Source organism: Streptomyces sp. NPDC030021 (assembly GCF_055574035.1).
This window is the reverse complement of sequence record NZ_JBVIAH010000007.1, coordinates 301471-319470: the sequence shown is the minus strand read 5'-3', so window position 1 is coordinate 319470 and position 18000 is coordinate 301471. Positions and strand designations below refer to the sequence as shown.

Sequence of the window (18000 nt, the reverse complement as noted above, 5' to 3'; positions counted from 1 at the left end):
TCCGCAGCGGCTGGCACGATGGAGGCATGAACATCATGCTTTTCCATTCGACGTACGGGCTGCGGCCCGCGGTGCACGCGGCGGCCGACCGGCTGCGCGCGGCCGGGCACCAGGTCCAGGTGCCGGATCTCTTCGGGGGACGCACCTTCGGGACCGTCGAGGAGGGCATGGCCCACCGGGACGAGATCGGCCGTGACGAACTGCTGAAGCGCGCGGTGCTGGCCTCCGCCCCCTACTCGGACCAGGGGCTGGTCTACGCGGGCTTCTCCTTCGGCGGTTCGGTCGCCCAGCACCTGGCGATGGCCGACGAGAAGGCGCGCGGGCTGCTGCTCCTGCACGGGACGGCGGACCTGGAGGACGGCGCTTCGGTGGACGAGCTGCCCGTGCAACTGCACATCGCCGACCCGGATCCGTTCGAGCCGCACGACTGGCTGACGGCCTGGTACCTGCGGATGCAGCGTGCGGGGGCCGACGTGGAGGTCCACAGCTACCCGGGTGCCGGGCACCTGTTCACCGACCCGGAGCTGGACGACTACGACGCCGAGGCCGCCGGGCAGCTCTGGAAGGTCGCCATCGGCTTCCTCGACAGCCTGTAGGCACGAAAGCGGAGGGGCCCGGCCCGGCGGATGCCGGACCGGGCCCCTTGTCGCGGGGAGGTCAGCCCGCGCGGTACGCGGTCCAGCTGCTCGACATGCGAGCGACCTGGCCGGCGGTGAACTGGTACATGCAGGAGTCGTACGTGTAGTCCATGAAGTTGCGGATCGGGTCCACGCCCGGCTTGCTCGCGCAGCTGTCGCGCCCGGTCGGGCACTCGTACGCGGCGCTCTTCTCCGCCGGGGTGTCGGAGACGTAGTCGCCGTTGCCGCTGCAGCCGCCCTGGAAGGTGTGGTAGAGCCCCAGCCAGTGGCCGACCTCGTGGGTGGCGGTGTCACCCTCGTTGTAGTTGGCCGCGGAGCCGCCCGGCAGCGAGCTGTCGAGCACGACCACGCCGTCCATCTTGGGGCTGGAGGCGTAGGACGTCGGGAAGGTCGCCCAGCCGAGCAGGCCGCCGGAGAGCTTGGCGGTGTAGAAGTTGAGCGCGCCCGGGCCGCCCTTGCGCAGGGTGTTCTTCATGTCCTTCTCGGCCTGGGAGCCGGAAGCCAGGTCGTACCAGGTGGCGTTGTCCGTGTAGTCGGTGGCCGCCAGGGTGAACTGGAAGTTCGTGTTGACGTTGCCGGTGCCCTGGCCGCCGTAGGCCGCGTTGAGGACCGCGAGCTGCTTGCTGACGTCCGTGGCCGTCAGCTTTCCGGTGGTGCCGGAGTGCACGACGTGGAAGTACACGGGGATGTTCACGACGGCCTCGGCGGCCGCCAGGCTGCGCTGCGGCTGGTTCTTGAGGGCCTTGTCCAGCTTCGCCGTGAGGTCGGCGTCCATGGCCTTCGCCTGCGCGTCGCTGATCGCGTTGGGCTCGTCCGCGTGCTCGTCGTGGGCGCGGGCGACGCGGGCGTTCGCGGCGCCGGAGGCGGCGGGCTGGTCGGCGCAGACCTCGGCGGGGGACTTCGAGGCCGCAAGCGTGGTGGGGGCCGCGAGCGGGGTGAAGGCCAGGGTTCCGGCCAGAACCGCCGTGCCCATCAGGCGGCGGCGGAGAAGGGGGGATATGCGGGCAACTGCGCGCACGTGTGCTCCTCGCGTGGGGGGTTGTGGGGGGTGGTGGCCTGAAGGATCTTCTTCAGCTGGCGCGAAGCTTATGTGTGCATGACATATTCAGGTCAAGTGGCTTACGTAAAAGATTTGTTGCTTCTGATGCACATGGGGCGCCTGGTATGTCCCAGGCGCCCCATGTGGCAGGAAAATTGACCGCCGGTCAGCGGACGGGCTGATGCACCCGCTCCACCTTCTGGGTCCCGTTCAGCGTCCGGTACGACCGGCTCCACGCGGAGGTCGCGCCCGGCTGCCGCTTGTCGGACACCACGTAGTAGTCCATCTGCGAGCGCTCCGCCGTCACGTCCAGCACGCCGTATCCGTGCGCGTCCATGTCGAGCCACTTCACGTGCCAGTTGGCGGCCTTGATGGCAGACTCGGCGACCAGCGAGAGGGTGTCCGGCAGGACGTGCAGCATGTCGTCGAGGTTGTCGGAGGTCACCGAGGTGACCACGAACTCGGTCGCCGCCGTGCCCGAGCCCGGGTACGTGGCCATGTTCATCGGGACCTCGTTCGCCCAGGCCATGTGGATGTCACCGGTCAGGAACACGGTGTTCTTGACGCCCCGGTCCTTCAGATGGCCCAGCAGCTCCTTGCGGTCGTCCGTGTAGCCGTCCCACTGGTCCACGTTGATCGCGAGGCCGCCCTCGGGCAGGCCGAGCAGCTTGGTCAGCGGCTTCAGCAGGTGCGCGGGCAGCGAGGCGAAGGCCACCGGCGAGATCATCACCGAGGTGCCCACCAGCTTCCAGGTCGCCTCCGAGCCCGCGAGGCCCGACTTGAGCCAGTCCAGCTGGGCGCGCCCGGTGATGGTGCGCTCCGGGTCGTCCACCGAGCCGCTGCCGACCTTGGTCTGCTGCGAGCGGAAGGAGCGCAGGTCCAGCAGGTGCAGGTCGGCGAGGGTGCCGAAGCGCAGCCGGCGGTAGACGGTGCCCGCGATGGAGGCGCGTACGGGCATCCACTCGAAGTACGCCTGCTTGGCGGCGGCCGCGCGGGCCGCCCAGTCGCCCTCGGCGCCCGGCGTGTGGTTCTCGGCGCCGCCGGCCCAGCTGTCGTTGGCGAACTCGTGGTCGTCCCAGATGGCGATGACCGGGTGGGCGTGGTGCAGGGCCTGGAGGTCGGCGTCCGTCTTGTACTTGCCGTGGCGCGTGCGGTAGTCGGCGAGCGAGACGATCTCGTGCTTCGGCTCGTGCGGGCGTACGACGTACTTCGCCTCCGGATAGCCCCCGGACTGGTACTCGTAGATGTAGTCGCCCAGGTGCAGGATCGCGTGCAGATCCGTGCGGGCCGCCAGGTGGCGGTAGGCGGAGAAGTAGCCGGACTCCCAGTTGGCGCAGGAGACCACGCCGAAGCGGACCCCTTCGGTCGTCGCCTCGTGGGCCGGGGTGGTCAGGGTGCGCCCGACGGGGGAGACGGTGCCGCCGGCGGTGAACCGGTACCAGTAGGGCGTCTGCGGCTGCAGCCCGCGTACGTCCACCTTGACCGTGTGGTCGGCGGCGGCGCTCGCGGTGACGGTGCCGGAGCCGACGATGCGGGAGAAGCCCTTGTCGGCCGCCACTTCCCAGCCCACCTGGGTGGCCGGGCCGAGCCCGGAGCCGGGTACGGCCTCGGGGGTCGGGGTGACGCGGGTCCACAGCAGGACCCCGTCGGGCAGCGGATCGCCCGAGGCGACGCCGTGGAGGAAGGCGGGCGCGGTGCCCGCCGCGTGGGCGGCCGAGGCGCCCAGGGAGGTGAGGGGGGCCAGTGCGGCCGTGGCCGCAGCGGCCAGAACGACCGTACGGCGGCGGGGAGTTGCCGCTGACTGGGAGGAGGTGAGTTGACTGGTCACGGATGATCATATTACCGACGGGTACACCCGCCGGGCCAGGTGCGGGAATGCAAAGGGCGGGCGAACTCTGGGAGTTCGCCCGCCCTTCGAAGCGGTCCGTCCGGATGGTGATTTCCGGATTGCCCCGGGATCAGCCCTGCAGTGCCTTGTCGATCGCCGCCGTGAACAGCTCCGCCGTCTGCGGAGTCTCGATCTTCTTGCCGTCCATCTTCAGGGTCGGCGTGCCCTTCACCCCGGACTTGTCGAAGGCCTTCGACATCTCCAGCGCCCACCGGTCGTACGTACCGTCCTCGACGGCCTTCTTGAACTCGGCGTTGCCCTTGAGCGCCGGGACCGTGTCCGCGACCTTCAGCAGGTAGTCGTCCTTGGCGAAGCTGTCGTCGGTCTCCTCGGGGTGCAGGTCCTTGGAGTAGAGCGCGCCCTTGTAGTCGAGGAAGGCCTGCGGGCTGACGTTGAGCGCGGCGCCCAGGGCGCTCAGCGCGTTCTTCGAGCCCTCGCCCTTGACGGCGTTGTCGATGAAGGTGGCGCCGATGTACTGGAGCTTGTACTTGCCCGCGTCCACGTCCTTCTTGACCTGCTCGCCGGCCGCCTGCTCGAAGGCGGCGCAGGCCGGGCAGCGCGAGTCCTCGTACAGCTCCAGGGTCTTCTTGGCGTCGGGCTTGCCGATGACGACCGTGGTGCCGTCCGCGCCCTCGGTGTTCTTCGGCTTGACCAGCTCGGCCGTGGCGGCCTTCTCCCAGTGGCCGGGCTGGTTGGCCTGCATGACCCCGTAGCCGATGGCGCCGATCACGGCGAGCGCGACCACGACCCCGCCCGCCACGATCACCTGGCGGCGGATCTTGTCCTTCTTGGCCTGGGCCTCGCGCTCGGCGCGCAGACGCTCGCGGGCCGCTGCCTTGTTCGCGTGGCTGTTGCGTGAACTCATCGTGATCTCCGTGGGGTGTGACGTGTGGAAGGGACTGCCTTACGTGCGTCAGGCGCGGGCGAGCGCGCCGAGCACGGGGGGTCCCCGCCGTCCCACGGAGTGTGCCGGGAAGCGGGTACGGGCCCCGGCGGCCGAGCGGACCGACCGCAGCAGCGCCCGCACCGGCCGGCAGGCCACCGCGACCGAAGACACCGCCAGCAGCAGCGGCCGGAACGCGAAGGCGGCCACCGCCCGCAGCAGCCGGCCCAGTGCCCGCTCGCCGTGGCGCAGCCAGGCGGCGGCCAGCAGCCCGACCGAGACATGGGCGCCGAGCAGCAGCCAGGGCGTGTACGGCCCCGGCGTGGACAGCAGCGCGGCTGCGCCGGCCGGTCCGGTCACCTCGGTCAGCGGCCCGCCCACCGGCGTGCCGCCGCACAGGGCGTCCAGGCCCATGGCGCGCAGCGGGCCCGCGACGGGGCCGCCGGCCGGGCCGTAGCAGAGGTGCTGGCCGGTGGTGAAGACGGTGTCGGCGGCCAGCTCAAGCGGTACGAGCAGTCCGGCGATGGGGCCGAAGCCCCGTTCGCGGCCCGCGAGCGCATAGGCGATCGCGAACACACCCGCGAAGGCCCCGGCCACCAGCGTGGGTGGCAGCGGGACCCGGGACATCAGGACGTGCGAGCCCGAGGACAGCAGTACGACGAGCGCGCTGAACAGCGCGGCCCGCAGCCCCCTGAGTCCCGTCCCGGAAATGTCCATCCTCGCGAGTGTGCCATGCGTTCCTGTGGAACAGGCGTTCAGGGAGTGAGACGCCCGTTACGGAAAAGATCCACGAAGATCTGGTGGTCGGCGCGCGCCCGGGCCCCGTACGCGTGGGCGAAGTCCACGAGCAGCTCCGCGAAGCCCTCCTCGTCGGCCGCGATCGCCGCGTCGATGGCCCGCTCGGTGGAGAACGGCACCAGGGACTGCCCGCTCTCGGCCTCGTCGGCCGACGCGTGCATGGTCGCGGTCGCCCGGCCGAGATCGGCGACGACGGCCGCGATCTCCTCCGGCTCGTCCAGGTCCGACCAGTCCAGGTCCACCGCGTACGGGGAGACCTCCGCGACCAGCTGCCCGGCCCCGTCCAGCTCCGTCCAGCCCAGCCACGGGTCGGCGTGCGCCTGCAGGGCGCGCTGGGAGATCACCGTGCGGTGCCCCTCGTGCTGGAAGTACTCGCGCACAGCCCGGTCCGTGATGTGCCGGGAGGCCGCCGGGGTCTGCGCCTGCTTGAGGTAGATCACGACGTCGTTCTCCAGGGCGTCGCTGTGCCCCTCCAGCAGGATGTTGTAGGAGGGCAGGCCCGCCGAGCCGATCCCGACGCCGCGGCGCCCCACCACGTCCTTGACCCGGTAGGAGTCCGGCCGCACGAGGGACTCGTCGGGGAGGGTCTCCAGGTACCCGTCGAAGGCGGCCAGCACCTTGTAGCGGGTGGCGGCGTCCAGCTCGATGGAGCCCCCGCCGGAGGTGAAGCGGCGCTCGTAGTCCCGTATCTCCGTCATGGAGTCCAGGAGGGAGAAACGGGTCCGGGAGCGGGCCGAGCGCAGCGCGTCCAGCAGCGGGCCCTCGGCGGTGTCCAGGGTGAAGGAGGGCACCTCGTCCTTGTCGAGGGCCTCGCCCCCGACCGCCAGCCGGTGGATGCGCTCCCGGTAGGCGCCCGCGTAGATCCGCACGAGCTCGCTTATCTGGTCGTCGCTGAGCGCCTTGGTGTAGCCGATCAGGGCGACGGAGGCGGCGAACCGCTTCAGGTCCCAGGTGAAGGGCCCGACGTAGGCCTCGTCGAAGTCGTTGACGTTGAAGATCAGCCGGCCGTTGGAGTCCATGTACGTGCCGAAGTTCTCGGCGTGCAGGTCTCCGTGGATCCACACCCGGCCCGTCCGCTCGTCCAGGTAAGGGCCGCCGTGCCGGTCCCGCTCCAGGTCGGAGTAGAAGAGGCAGGCGGTACCCCGGTAGAAGGCGAAGGCCGAAGCCGCCATCTTGCGGAATTTGACCTGGAAGGCAGCGGGGTCGGCGGCGAGCAGCTCACCGAACGCGGTGTCGAACACGTCGAGGATCTGCTCGGCGCGCTGCTCGTCGGTCGTCTCGGGGACCGCCATGGCGGGTTCCTCCTGGTGCACGGGCTGTTTCAGGTTCCGACCGACTGGACGCCGGATCGGCCCTCCTGGTTCTGCAACGCCCGACCGTACCGGTCAGTGCCCGTGATCTGTCACCCGGCCGACGTAGGATTCGAAGCTGCCCCCTCACCCCCCGCCCCCGGAGGACCCGCGCCGTGACAAAGCCGCCGTTCACGCACCTGCACGTCCACACCCAGTACTCGCTGCTGGACGGTGCCGCGCGGCTGAAGGACATGTTCAACGCGTGCAACGAGATGGGCATGACGCACATCGCCATGTCCGACCACGGCAATCTGCACGGGGCGTACGACTTCTTCCACACCGCGCAGAAGGCCGGCATCACGCCGATCATCGGCATCGAGGCGTACGTCGCCCCCGAGTCCCGGCGCAACAAGCGGCGCATCCAGTGGGGCCAGCCGCACCAGAAGCGCGACGACGTCTCCGGTTCCGGCGGTTACACCCACAAGACGATCTGGGCGTCGAACGCCACCGGTCTGCACAACATCTTCCGGCTGTCCTCCGACGCGTACGCCGAGGGCTGGCTCACGAAGTGGCCGCGGATGGACAAGGAGACGATCTCCAAGTGGTCCGAGGGCTTGATCGCCTCCACCGGCTGCCCGTCCGGCGAGGTGCAGACCAGGCTGCGGCTCGGCCAGTTCGACGAGGCCGTGCAGGCCGCCTCCGACTACAAGGACATCTTCGGCGAGGGGCGCTACTTCCTGGAGCTGATGGACCACGGGATCGAGATCGAGCGCCGGGTCCGCGACGGGCTGCTGGAGATCGGCAAGAAGCTCGGCATCCCGCCGCTGGTGACGAACGACTCGCACTACACGTATGCGAGCGAGTCCGTCGCCCACGACGCCCTGCTCTGCATCCAGACCGGCAAGAACCTCTCGGACCCGGACCGCTTCCGCTTCGACGGTACCGGCTACTACCTGAAGTCGACCGACGAGATGTACGCGATCGACTCCTCGGACGCCTGGCAGGAGGGCTGCGCCAACACGCGGCTGGTCGCCGACCAGATCGACACCGAGGGCATGTTCAAGTTCCGGAACCTGATGCCGAAGTTCGACATCCCGGACGGCCACACCGAGGTCAGCTGGTTCCGCGAGGAGACCATGCGCGGCATGCACCGCCGCTACCCCGGAGGCATTCCGGAGGACCGGATGCAGCAGGCCGAGTACGAGATGGACACGATCATCTCGATGGGCTTCCCCGGCTACTTCCTCGTGGTCGCCGACTTCATCATGTGGGCCAAGAACCAGGGCATCGCGGTGGGCCCGGGCCGAGGCTCCGCGGCCGGTTCGATCGTCGCGTACGCCATGGGCATCACCGACCTCGACCCGCTCACGCACGGCCTGATCTTCGAGCGCTTCCTGAACCCCGAGCGCGTCTCCATGCCCGACGTCGACATCGACTTCGACGAGCGCCGGCGCGTGGAGGTGATCCGGTACGTGACCGAGAAGTACGGCGCCGACAAGGTCGCCATGATCGGCACCTACGGCACCATCAAGGCCAAGAACGCGATCAAGGACTCCGCGCGCGTCCTGGGCTACCCGTACGCCATGGGCGACCGGCTCACCAAGGCCATGCCCGCCGACGTCCTCGGCAAGGGCATCCCGCTCTCCGGCATCCTCGACCCGAAGCACCCGCGTTACAGCGAGGCCGGCGAGATCCGCGGGATGTACGAGAACGAGCCCGACGTGAAGAAGGTCATCGACACCGCCATGGGCGTCGAGGGCCTGGTCCGCCAGATGGGCGTGCACGCCGCCGGCGTGATCATGTCCAGCGAGACCATCACCGACCACGTACCCGTCTGGGTGCGGCACACCGACGGCGTCACCATCACCCAGTGGGACTACCCGAGCTGCGAGTCGCTCGGCCTGCTGAAGATGGACTTCCTCGGCCTGCGCAACCTCACGATCATGGACGACGCCGTCAAGATGGTGAAGGCCAACAAGGGGATCGACATCGATCTCCTGGGCCTCCCGCTCGACGACCCCAAGACCTTCGAACTGCTCGGCCGCGGTGACACCCTCGGCGTCTTCCAGTTCGACGGCGGGCCCATGCGCTCCCTGCTGCGCCTGATGAAGCCCGACAACTTCGAGGACATCTCCGCCGTCTCGGCCCTGTACCGGCCGGGCCCGATGGGCATGAACTCGCACACGAACTACGCCCTGCGCAAGAACAAGCAGCAGGAGATCACCCCGATCCACCCGGAGCTGGAGGGGCCGCTCGAAGAGGTGCTCGCGGTCACCTACGGCCTGATCGTCTACCAGGAGCAGGTCCAGAAGGCCGCCCAGATCATCGCCGGGTACTCGCTCGGCGAGGCCGACATCCTGCGCCGCGTGATGGGCAAGAAGAAGCCCGAGGAGCTGGCGAAGAACTTCGTCATCTTCGAGGCGGGAGCCAAGGAGAAGGGCTTCAGCGATCAGGCGATCAAGGCGCTGTGGGACGTCCTGGTCCCCTTCGCCGGCTACGCCTTCAACAAGGCCCACTCGGCCGCGTACGGCCTGGTCTCCTACTGGACCGCCTACCTCAAGGCGAACTTCCCGGCCGAGTACATGGCCGGCCTGCTCACCTCGGTCAAGGACGACAAGGACAAGTCCGCGATCTACCTGAACGAGTGCCGCCGGATGGGCATCAAGGTCCTGCCGCCGAACGTGAACGAGTCCGAGCCGAACTTCGCGGCCCAGGGCGACGACGTGATCCTCTTCGGCCTCACCGCGGTGCGCAACGTCGGCACCAACGTCGTCGAGTCGATCATCAGGACGAGGAAGGCCAAGGGGAAGTACTCCACCTTCCCCGACTTCCTGGACAAGGTCGAGGCCGTCGTCTGCAACAAGCGCACCGTCGAGTCGCTGATCAAGGCCGGCGCCTTCGACGAGATGGGCCACACCCGCAAGGGCCTGGTCGCCCACCACGAACCGATGATCGACAACGTGGTCGCGGTCAAGCGCAAGGAGGCCGAGGGACAGTTCGACCTGTTCGGCGGAATGGGTGACGAGAGCGCGAGCGACGAGCCGGGCTTCGGCCTCGACGTCGAGTTCTCCGACGTCGAGTGGGAGAAGGCCTACCTGCTCGCCCAGGAGCGCGAGATGCTCGGCCTCTACGTGTCCGACCACCCGCTCTTCGGCCTGGAGCACGTGCTCTCCGACAAGACGGACGCCGGTATCTCCCAGCTGACCGGCGGCGAGCACTCCGACGGCGCCGTCGTCACCATCGGCGGCATCATCTCGGGCCTGCAGCGCAAGATGACCAAGCAGGGCAACGCCTGGGCCATCGCCACCGTCGAGGACCTGGCCGGTTCCATCGAATGCATGTTCTTCCCGGCGACCTACCAGCTCGTCTCCACCCAGCTGGTCGAGGACACCGTCGTCTTCGTCAAGGGCCGCCTCGACAAGCGCGAGGACGTCCCCCGCCTGGTCGCCATGGAGATGATGGTCCCCGACCTCTCCTCGGCCGGCACCAACGCCCCGGTGGTCCTCACCATCCCCACCGTCAAGGTCACGCCGCCGATGGTGACCCGTCTGGGCGAGATCCTGCGCCACCACCAGGGCAACAGCGAGGTGCGGATCAAGCTCCAGGGGCCGCGGACCACCACCGTGCTCCGCCTCGACAAGCACCGGGTCAAGCCCGACCCCGCGCTCTTCGGCGACCTCAAGGTGCTGCTCGGACCGTCCTGCCTGGCCGGATAGCGACCCCGGAGGTACGTGCGGAAGGGCCCGCCCGGTGTCACCGGGCGGGCCCTTCCGCGTACGAGTACGGCCGTCAGTTGTGGCCGAACTTCTTCTCCTTGCGCTTGTGCGCCATGTCCATCGGGCTCGGCGCCGAGGAGGAGGGCATCGACTCGGTCTCCGAGGTGCCCTTGGTCGGATCCTGCCCCGACCGGGGCTGCTGCTTGGCGGGCTGCTTCTGGTTCTTGTTCTTGGCCATGGTGGAGCCTCCGTGAGGGTCTAGGGGCCAGGACCGCCTTCACACTCACACAACGCCAGAAACGGCGCATTTTGGATCATTACTGCGCGTAGCCGAGGCCTTCCGCGCCGTCGACCGTGAGATCCGCCACGCCGATGATCGAGTTCCGGCCTTCAACGCCCTTGGGGTCGGGCAGACTCGGGGAACCGCCGCAAAGCACAGAGGACCCCCAGGGAAGAGGGTGGAACGCGTGGACCGCTGCGTCGTCCTGGTGGACGCCGGCTACCTGCTGGGTGCCGCCGCCAGCCTTCTCGCCGGGGAGCCCTCCCGCTCCCGGATCACCATCGACCATGCCGCCCTCATCCAGGGCCTGCGCGAGCGGGCCGAGGCCGACACCGAGCAGCCCCTGCTGCGCATCTACTGGTTCGACGGAGCGCCCGACCGGGTGCCCCAGCCCGAACACCGGCGGCTGCGCGTCATGCCCCGCGTCACCGTCCGGCTGGGCGCCCTGACCCGCAGCGACGGCCGCTGGGCGCAGAAGGGCGTCGACGCCGCCATGCACGCCGAGCTCACCGAGCTCGCCCGCAACCGGGCCTGCTCCGACGTGGTCCTGGTCACCGGCGACGGAGACCTGCTGCCCGGCCTGATGTCCGCCAAGGAACACGGGGTCGCCGTCCACCTGTGGGCCGTCCAGGCCGCCGACGGGGACTACAACCAGTCCGAGGACCTCGTCGCCGAGGCCGACGAACGCCGCGTCCTGGACCGTGCCTGGATCACCCGGGCCGTCCGCGCCAAGGACCTCACCGGACTGTGCTCCCCGCCGCCCGCACCGCGCCCCGACATCGCCGCCATCCTCTCGGCCCCGCTGCCCGAGGCCGCGCTCGCCGAGGCCGCCCGCAACGGCGCCGCCGCCACCGGGCAGGAAGACCGCGACGGGGCCCCCGTACCGGCGCCCACCACCGCCGGGGGCAAGCCCGTACCCACGCCCAAGGACCTCGCCGGAGCCCTGCGCGCCACCGGCCCGCAGAGCCACCCCCAGACCGGGCCGAGCGGCGCCCACGCCCCCGCCAGCGCCCTGCGCTGGTCCTCCGACAAGGGCTGGATCGACCGGGCCGGACCGCTGGGCGAGCCCGCCGAGACCGCCTCGCTGCCCACCCTCGCCCAGCTCACCAGCGCCGAACAGCGCTGGGCCGACCGCGAGGAGGACATCACCACCGTCGGCGGCGACCCGTTCGAGGTGGGACAGGTGTTCGCCCGGCGCTGGATGGAACGGCTCCCGGAGACCGTGCACCTGCAGAAGCTGGCCACGATGTACCCGCGGATCCCGCACCGGATCGACGGCGAACTGCTGCGCTACGCGGCCCGGTTCGGGCTGCTCGCACACAAGGACGACCAGATCGACGAGCACGACCGGTACGCCATCCGCGCCGGGTTCTGGCGGGAGATCGACGTCCGCGCCGCCGCCGAACACGTGGCCGCCGTACCGGCCTCCGCGCCCGGAACCGCCCCCGCCGACCTCGCGGCCCCGCTGACCCCGACGGCCGAGTAGGGCCGGGAACCCCGTAGGCTGCACCCTCGTGAGTACGGGCACAGCACAGGCGCGAGAAGGCACGGCAGCGGCCGCGGGAGCGGCGCCGGACGTCATCTGCGCGGTGCGTGACCTGGTCAAGACGTATCCCGCGGTACGCGGTCGGCGCGGGGCCCCGGCCCTGCCCGAGACCCGCGCCAACGACGGGATCTGCCTGGACGTCCGGCGCGGCGAGATCTTCGGACTGCTCGGCCCCAACGGCGCCGGCAAGTCCACGCTGGTCCGCCAGCTCACCGGCCTGATGCGGCCGGACTCCGGCTCGGTGACCCTGCTCGGCCACGACCTCGTGGACCACCCCGAGCGGGCCTCCCGGCTGCTCGCCTACCTGGGGCAGGAGTCCACCGCCCTGGACGAGCTCACGGTGGCGCTGGCCGCCGAGACCACCGGACGGCTGCGCGGGCAGGGCGTCCGCGCAGCCCGGGCCGCGCGCGACGCCGTACTGGACGAGCTCGGGCTGACCCCGATCGCCGGACGGCCCCTGAAGAAACTTTCCGGCGGCCAGCGCCGCCTCGCCTGCTTCGCCACCGCACTGATGGGGGAGCGGCCCGTACTGGTCCTCGACGAGCCCACCACCGGCATGGACCCGGTCGCCCGGCGGGCCGTGTGGTCCGCCGTCGACCGGCGGCGCGCGCAGCACGGCGCGACGGTCCTGCTCGTCACCCACAACGTCATCGAGGCCGAGACCGTCCTGGACCGGGTCGCCGTCATCGACCAGGGCAAGGTCATCGCCTGCGACACCCCGGCCGGACTGAAGGCCACCGTCTCGGGCGAGGTCCGGCTGGAGCTGGTGTGGCGCGAGGGCGCTCCGCTGGAGGTCCCGGAGGTCGCAAGGCTGCGCGACCGGGCCGTCGAGTCCGGGCGCCGCTGGGTGCTCCGGCTGGCGCCGGACGAGGCGAGGGCGGCGGTGGCCTCGGTCACCGGGAGCCCGGCCTTCGCCGCGCTCGACGACTTCACCCTGGCCACCCCCAGCCTGGAAGACGTGTACCTGGCCCTCGGCGGCAAGACGAAAGGGCTGGTGAAGTCGTGAGCGACCGTTCGACGGGGACCGTCCGGGCCGTGCTCACGCCCGACGCCGTGCCGTCACCCGATGCGTCACCCGCTGCGGACACCGCGCCGGTGGCCGCCGCCGGCGGCCGTGCACAGGCACCGCAGCCCGCGCCGCTGGCGCCCGGCGCACGCTTCTTCCCCTCCCTGGCCGCCGTCTACCGGGCCCAGCTCTCCCGGGCCCGGGTGGCCCGGATCCCGCTGCTGTTCGTCGCCACCTTCCAGTCCGTCGGGATCATGATCCTGATGCGGGGCGTGGTCGACGGGGGCTCGGAGGCCCGTGCCGTCGTCGCCGGCTCCTCGGTGCTCGTCGTCGCCTTCGTCGCCCTGAACCTGCTCGCCCAGTACTTCGGGCAGCTGCGGGCCGGCGGCGGGCTCGACCACTACGCCACCCTGCCCGTGCCGCCCGCGTCGGTGGTCCTGGGCGCGGCCGCCGCGTACGCCTCCTTCACCCTGCCGGGGACCCTGGTCACCGCCGTCTTCGGATGCCTGCTGTTCGGGCTGCCGATGAGCGGGCTGTGGATCCTGGCCGCGGTGGTACCGCTGGCCGGGGCCGCGCTGGCCGGGCTCGGCGCGGCGCTGGGACTGCTGGCACCGCGCCAGGAGCTGGCCACCCTCGCGGGCCAGCTCGGCATGTCGGCGGCGCTGCTGCTCGGGGTGCTGCCGCCGGAGCGGATGCCGGACGTGATCGTGTGGGCCCGGGACCTGCTGCCGTCCACGTACGGCGTCGAGGCGTTCGCCCGTACCTTCGCCCCCGAACCGGACTGGGCCGCCGTCGCCTTCGACCTGGGCGTGTGCGGGGCCGTCGGAGTCCTCTCGCTCACCGTCGCGACCTGGGCGTACCGCCGGGCGGCCGTCCGCTGACACGGTCCGCCGACGCCGCTGCCGTGCACACCTGGCACGATGTGGGGGTGACCGAAGCCGTGACCCCGCCGTCCCCCCTCGACCCGCCGCCGCTCCCGCACGAGAAGCGGGGAGCCGCCGCCGGGGCGATCACCCCGGAGGACGTCCGGGACGGGGCCGTCGTCGCCCTGCTCCTCGGGGCGGCCGGACTGCTCCTCGGCCTGCTGTGGCTGTGGCTGGCCCCCCGGGTGCAGTACGTCTCCAACGGGGAGGCCGTCTTCCTGCGCAACAGCGAGAGCGAGGCGCGGATCGCCTCCGACGGCACCTTCTTCCTGCTGTCGCTGGGGCTGGGCGTGCTCAGCGCCGTCGGCACCTTCCTGTGGCGCCGGGCCGGCGGTGTGCCGCTGGTGATCGGGCTGGCGGTCGGATCCGTCTTCGGAGCGCTGGTGGGGTGGCGGTTCGGGCTGTGGCTGGGGCCGACGTCGGACCTGGTCGCGGCCGCGAAGCAGGCGGGCAAGGGGGTTCCGTTCGACGCGCCGCTGGAGCTGCTCGCGCACGGGGCGCTGCTGGCCTGGCCGATGACCGCCGTGCTGCTGCATCTGGGGCTGACCGCGTTGTGGACGCCGCGGGATCCGGATCCCGTGCCGGTGTTCGGCTGGTCGGGGTACTACCAGGCGCCGGCGTCGACGCCGCCGCCCGCCGATGCCGCCCCGTCGGCTCCGGAGACCCCCCGCGCCTGACCGTGCCGGGTGGTGCGGGGCCGCCGCTGCGCGGAGCTGGTCCCCGCCCCGCCCTTTCTCCGTTTCCCGGGGCTCTGCCCCGGACCCCGCCGGGCTCTGCTCCGGACCCCGCCGGGCTCTGCTCCGGACCCCGCCGGGCTCTGCTCCGGACCCCGCCGGGCTCTGCTCCGGACCCCGCCGGGCTCTGCCCCGGACCCCGCCGGGCTCTGCCCCGGACCCCGCCGGGCTCTGCCCCGGACCCGCGCCTCAATCTCCCCCAGCTACCGCTGGGAGGTGCCCCCTGGCGGGGCTATGCCCGGGCGATCGGGGCCAGGGTGGCGGCCGTGAGGGTGGTCAGGTCCGACGGGGAGAGTTCGATCTCCAGGCCGCGGCGGCCCGCCGAGCAGCAGATCGTGGGGTGCGCCGAGGCCGAGGCGTCGATCACCGTACGCAGCCGCTTGCGCTGCCCCAGCGGGGAGATGCCGCCGAGGACGTAGCCGGTGGTGCGCTCCGCCAGGGCCGGATCGGCCATCGCCGCACGCTTGCCGCCGACCGCCGTCGCCAGGGCCTTGAGGTCCAGTGATCCCGAGACCGGGACCACCGCCACCGTCAGGACGCCGTCCACGTCCGCGACCAGGGTCTTGAAGACCTGGGCGGGCGAGACGCCGAGCGCCTGCGCCGCCTCCTCCCCGTACGAGGGATGGGCCGGGTCGTGCTCGTACGCGTGCGTGGTGAACGCGACGCCCGCCGCCGTCAGGGCGACGATCGCCGGGGTGCCTGCCGCCTGCTTGGACCTCTTCGCCATCGGTGTGCGCTCAGTTCGGGCTCGTCGGGGCACGGGTCAGGTCCACCGCCGGCAGGGACGGGAGGTGACGGATCACCGCCGTCTCCGTGCGCAGCAGCTTCAGCTCCTCCGCCAGCCGGGTCGCGGTGTCCGGGGCCTGGAGCAGCCGCTGCTTCGCCGGGATGTCCAGCACCGCCGCCGCTGCCACCAGGTAGGAGACCACCGAGGGCTCGTCGGGGAGCTCCGCGCCCGTCAGGGACCGCTCCCGGGCCCCGGCCAGCCGCTTCTGGTAGTTGCGGAAGGCCCGCAGCACCCCCTCGGCCAGGACGCCGGCGCCGTCGCCCGCATCCTCCGGGAGCTCTTCCAGCTCCGCCGTCAGGAAGGGGCCCGAGGCGTCGACCGAGACCAGGCGGACCCGCGTCGTACCGGTCGCCAGGACCTCGAAGCTGCCGTCCTCCCGCTCCCGGACGGTCGCCGCGTCGGCGATGCAGCCCACCCGGTGGAAGGCCTGGATGGGGTCGGGGCCGAAGCCCGCCGCCGGGCCCCGCTCGGGCAGGGACGTCTGGTCCGGCAGGCCGGGCGCGGTCGGCGCGACCTCCCGGCCGTCGCGGATCGCGACGACAGCGAAACGGCGCGGCTCGTCCTCGCCCGTCTTCAGCAGCTCGCGCATCATGGCGCGATAACGCTCCTCGAAGATGTTCAGCGGGAGGACGAGTCCCGGGAACAGCACCGAATTCAGCGGGAAGAGGGGCAGGCGAACGGTGGTCACGAGGCACAGGGTAATCGCCCGGACCACCGAGGGTGTCCGGCGTCTGAGGGGCGGACGGCGTCACATGCGCGATCCGTCGGACGACCCCCTCCGCCGTCACCCCCGCCGCAGGAGCCGGGAGGCCCCCGCCGCCACCGTCGTGGCCAGGATCCAGCCCATGACGACCAGGCCCGCCGCCCCCCACTGCCAGCCGCCCTCCAGCTTCCACTGGCCCTGCTGGCCGAGGTCGATCACCGGGAGCAGCAGGTCCAGCGCGTACAGGGCGGCGCTCCACTGCGGGTGCTCGTCCTCCTTGATCGCCGGCGGGTGGAGCTGGGAGAACAGCAGCGCCCCCGCCGCCCACAGCACCGCCATCCACAGCGCGGCCCGGCCCGGCCGGTAGCCGTAGACCACCGTCCAGTCCTGCAGGTACCCCCACGCCTTCGGCCCCGGCGGCAGCGTGGCCCGGCGCCGCCGCTGCTTGGCCAGCAGCACCTCGCGGGCATCCTGGTCCTCGCCGCTGGCCCGCAGTACGGCGGCCAGCCGCTCGTACGGCTCCGGCGAGTACTCGGGAGTCGCCGCCTCCACCCACTCCAGGCGGCGGGAGAGCGGGAAATGGCCCCGGGGCGCCAGGTTCTCGTAGACGAAGCCCTCGATGGACACCCCGCCCGCGCCCGGCCAGCTCGTGGAGGTGTCGACGAGCTTGACCACCTTGGCCCCGGACACCACCACCCGCCCGTGCTCCGGCCGCTCGCCGACGAAACGGAACTCGGGGGTCTGGATCCGGCGCAGGGATATCTCCTGCTCGTCGGTGAGCGTGAACCGGGCGCCGTAGAAGTCGATGGCGTCCCCGAAGCGGCCGTCGTCCAGCCGCAGCCCGCCCCGGCACTCGAAGCGCTGGGCCCGCTGACCGCGCGTGGGCGTCGCCGCCAGCCCGTACGGGGGAGTGGAGGAACCCACGCCCGCCGCGTAGTCCAGCGCGATGGAGGTCAGGTACAGGGTGCGCTCGACCGTCAGCTGCGGGGCGTTCAGCGCGTACCGCCCGTACGGGTTGCGCAGGCGGGCCCCGCGCAGGTTCATCGACACGCCGACCTTCGCCCCGCGCAGGCTCACCTCCCCGTACGTCTCCAGCAGCTCGCCCTGGAAGTCCTGCGCGACGGACATCCCGTCCGCGGCGATCGCCCGCCCCTTGCTGTCCCGCTGCACCACGGCCTGGCTGACCAGCAGATCGGTACCGATCTGCGCGTCCGTCAGCCGGATCCCGCGCGCCACCCGGCAGCGCGGCAGGTGCAGATCGCCCTCGGTGTGCAGCCGGGCGGCCTCCAGCCGCGGTATCGCGCAGTTGATCAGGCGCAGCGTGCCGAAGCGGGCCTCGGACAGCTGGATCTCGCTGTCGAACCGGCAGGACTGCAGCTCCACGTACGGGGCCACCGCCCCGCCGGACAGTTCCAGCCGCCCGCTGATCCGCACCCCGCGCAGCTTGAGGGAGGCCACCCGGCCCGGCACCGGCGGCGGCCCGTGCAGCAGCAGCCGGGCGACCACCCGGGCGCGCACGCTGCGCTCGGGCCCCCAGACGTGCTCGGCGTGCGGATCGTCCCGGTCGGCGGCGCGGGTGCTGAGATCGCAGATGCTGCCCGTGCGGTACGCGTCCCACATGCGGCGTTCCGAAGCGGTGAGATCCGCCGGTTCCTCGTCCGTGCGCGCCTCGGTCACGGCGGCCCCCCTCCGCTGTCATCTACGTGTAGGGGAACGCTATCGGGCGCCTGTGACATCCGGGGCCTGTATCAGCCAGTGATACGGGCG

At 71.4% G+C, this 18000-nt stretch carries 15 protein-coding genes; 6 read left to right on the top strand and 9 right to left on the bottom strand.

Annotated features, from left to right (window positions below; translation table 11 throughout):
* Positions 1 to 26: 26 nt before the first annotated feature.
* On the top strand, positions 27 to 596 hold the full coding sequence (locus ACZ4YL_RS16810; RefSeq protein WP_468117161.1) for a dienelactone hydrolase family protein: 570 nt from the start codon (positions 27 to 29) through the stop codon (positions 594 to 596).
* 61 nt (positions 597 to 657) lie between these two features.
* On the opposite strand, the gene ACZ4YL_RS16805 is transcribed toward ACZ4YL_RS16810, so the two are convergent.
* The 5 genes from ACZ4YL_RS16805 to ACZ4YL_RS16785 all read right to left on the bottom strand — a co-directional run bounded on the left by ACZ4YL_RS16805 (position 658) and on the right by ACZ4YL_RS16785 (position 6538).
* Positions 658 to 1611, bottom strand: a complete 954-nt coding sequence (locus ACZ4YL_RS16805; RefSeq protein ID WP_468117290.1) for a zinc metalloprotease — start codon at positions 1609 to 1611, stop codon at positions 658 to 660.
* 232 nt (positions 1612 to 1843) lie between these two features.
* Positions 1844 to 3505, bottom strand: coding sequence for an alkaline phosphatase D family protein (locus ACZ4YL_RS16800; protein WP_468117160.1), 1662 nt, complete (start codon positions 3503 to 3505; stop codon positions 1844 to 1846).
* Between the two features lie 130 nt (positions 3506 to 3635).
* A complete protein-coding gene (locus ACZ4YL_RS16795) occupies positions 3636 to 4430 on the bottom strand; it encodes a DsbA family protein (RefSeq protein ID WP_468117158.1) in 795 nt (264 codons plus the stop codon).
* A 48-nt stretch (positions 4431 to 4478) separates the two neighbouring features.
* Complete coding sequence (locus tag ACZ4YL_RS16790) at positions 4479 to 5165, bottom strand: hypothetical protein (RefSeq protein ID WP_468117157.1); 687 nt, start codon at positions 5163 to 5165, stop codon at positions 4479 to 4481.
* 38 nt (positions 5166 to 5203) lie between these two features.
* Complete coding sequence (locus ACZ4YL_RS16785) at positions 5204 to 6538, bottom strand: DUF2252 domain-containing protein (protein ID WP_468117155.1); 1335 nt, start codon at positions 6536 to 6538, stop codon at positions 5204 to 5206.
* A 173-nt stretch (positions 6539 to 6711) separates the two neighbouring features.
* Between ACZ4YL_RS16785 and dnaE the strand changes: the two genes are divergently transcribed.
* A complete protein-coding gene (dnaE, locus tag ACZ4YL_RS16780; protein ID WP_468117154.1) occupies positions 6712 to 10254 on the top strand; it encodes a DNA polymerase III subunit alpha in 3543 nt (1180 codons plus the stop codon).
* Between the two features lie 73 nt (positions 10255 to 10327).
* On the opposite strand, the gene ACZ4YL_RS16775 is transcribed toward dnaE, so the two are convergent.
* Positions 10328 to 10492: a hypothetical protein gene (locus ACZ4YL_RS16775; RefSeq protein ID WP_189736171.1), complete on the bottom strand. Its 165-nt coding sequence runs from the start codon at positions 10490 to 10492 to the stop codon at positions 10328 to 10330.
* A gap of 220 nt (positions 10493 to 10712) precedes the next feature.
* Between ACZ4YL_RS16775 and ACZ4YL_RS16770 the strand changes: the two genes are divergently transcribed.
* From ACZ4YL_RS16770 to ACZ4YL_RS16755, 4 genes are all read left to right on the top strand, one after another.
* Positions 10713 to 12020, top strand: coding sequence for an NYN domain-containing protein (locus tag ACZ4YL_RS16770; RefSeq protein ID WP_468117152.1), 1308 nt, complete (start codon positions 10713 to 10715; stop codon positions 12018 to 12020).
* Between the two features lie 28 nt (positions 12021 to 12048).
* Complete coding sequence (locus tag ACZ4YL_RS16765) at positions 12049 to 13086, top strand: ABC transporter ATP-binding protein (RefSeq protein ID WP_468117151.1); 1038 nt, start codon at positions 12049 to 12051, stop codon at positions 13084 to 13086.
* An 89-nt stretch (positions 13087 to 13175) separates the two neighbouring features.
* Positions 13176 to 13967 carry an ABC transporter permease gene (locus ACZ4YL_RS16760; protein WP_468117289.1) on the top strand — a complete coding sequence of 264 codons (792 nt, stop codon included), beginning with the start codon at positions 13176 to 13178 and terminating at the stop codon, positions 13965 to 13967.
* Between the two features lie 47 nt (positions 13968 to 14014).
* Positions 14015 to 14686, top strand: a complete 672-nt coding sequence (locus tag ACZ4YL_RS16755) for a hypothetical protein (protein ID WP_468117150.1) — start codon at positions 14015 to 14017, stop codon at positions 14684 to 14686.
* A 289-nt stretch (positions 14687 to 14975) separates the two neighbouring features.
* Here ACZ4YL_RS16755 and ybaK read toward each other — a convergent pair whose 3' ends face one another.
* The 3 genes from ybaK to ACZ4YL_RS16740 form a co-directional block, all read right to left on the bottom strand.
* A complete protein-coding gene (gene ybaK, locus ACZ4YL_RS16750; protein WP_468117149.1) occupies positions 14976 to 15470 on the bottom strand; it encodes a Cys-tRNA(Pro) deacylase in 495 nt (164 codons plus the stop codon).
* A gap of 10 nt (positions 15471 to 15480) precedes the next feature.
* Complete coding sequence (locus tag ACZ4YL_RS16745; RefSeq protein WP_030009959.1) at positions 15481 to 16218, bottom strand: LON peptidase substrate-binding domain-containing protein; 738 nt, start codon at positions 16216 to 16218, stop codon at positions 15481 to 15483.
* Between the two features lie 96 nt (positions 16219 to 16314).
* On the bottom strand, positions 16315 to 17910 hold the full coding sequence (locus tag ACZ4YL_RS16740) for an oxidoreductase (RefSeq protein WP_468117148.1): 1596 nt from the start codon (positions 17908 to 17910) through the stop codon (positions 16315 to 16317).
* Positions 17911 to 18000: the final 90 nt, after the last annotated feature.

Bases quoted from the DNA above. Each gene is read 5' to 3' on its own strand.
- ACZ4YL_RS16810 (WP_468117161.1), top strand. From the start codon at position 27: ATGAACATCATGCTTTTCCATTCGACGTACGGGCTGCGGCCCGCGGTG.
- ACZ4YL_RS16805 (WP_468117290.1), bottom strand. From the start codon at position 1,611: ATGGGCACGGCGGTTCTGGCCGGAACCCTGGCCTTCACCCCGCTCGCG.
- ACZ4YL_RS16795 (WP_468117158.1), bottom strand. From the start codon at position 4,430: ATGAGTTCACGCAACAGCCACGCGAACAAGGCAGCGGCCCGCGAGCGT.
- ACZ4YL_RS16790 (WP_468117157.1), bottom strand. From the start codon at position 5,165: ATGGACATTTCCGGGACGGGACTCAGGGGGCTGCGGGCCGCGCTGTTC.
- ACZ4YL_RS16785 (WP_468117155.1), bottom strand. From the start codon at position 6,538: ATGGCGGTCCCCGAGACGACCGACGAGCAGCGCGCCGAGCAGATCCTC.
- ACZ4YL_RS16775 (WP_189736171.1), bottom strand. From the start codon at position 10,492: ATGGCCAAGAACAAGAACCAGAAGCAGCCCGCCAAGCAGCAGCCCCGG.
- ybaK (WP_468117149.1), bottom strand. From the start codon at position 15,470: ATGGCGAAGAGGTCCAAGCAGGCGGCAGGCACCCCGGCGATCGTCGCC.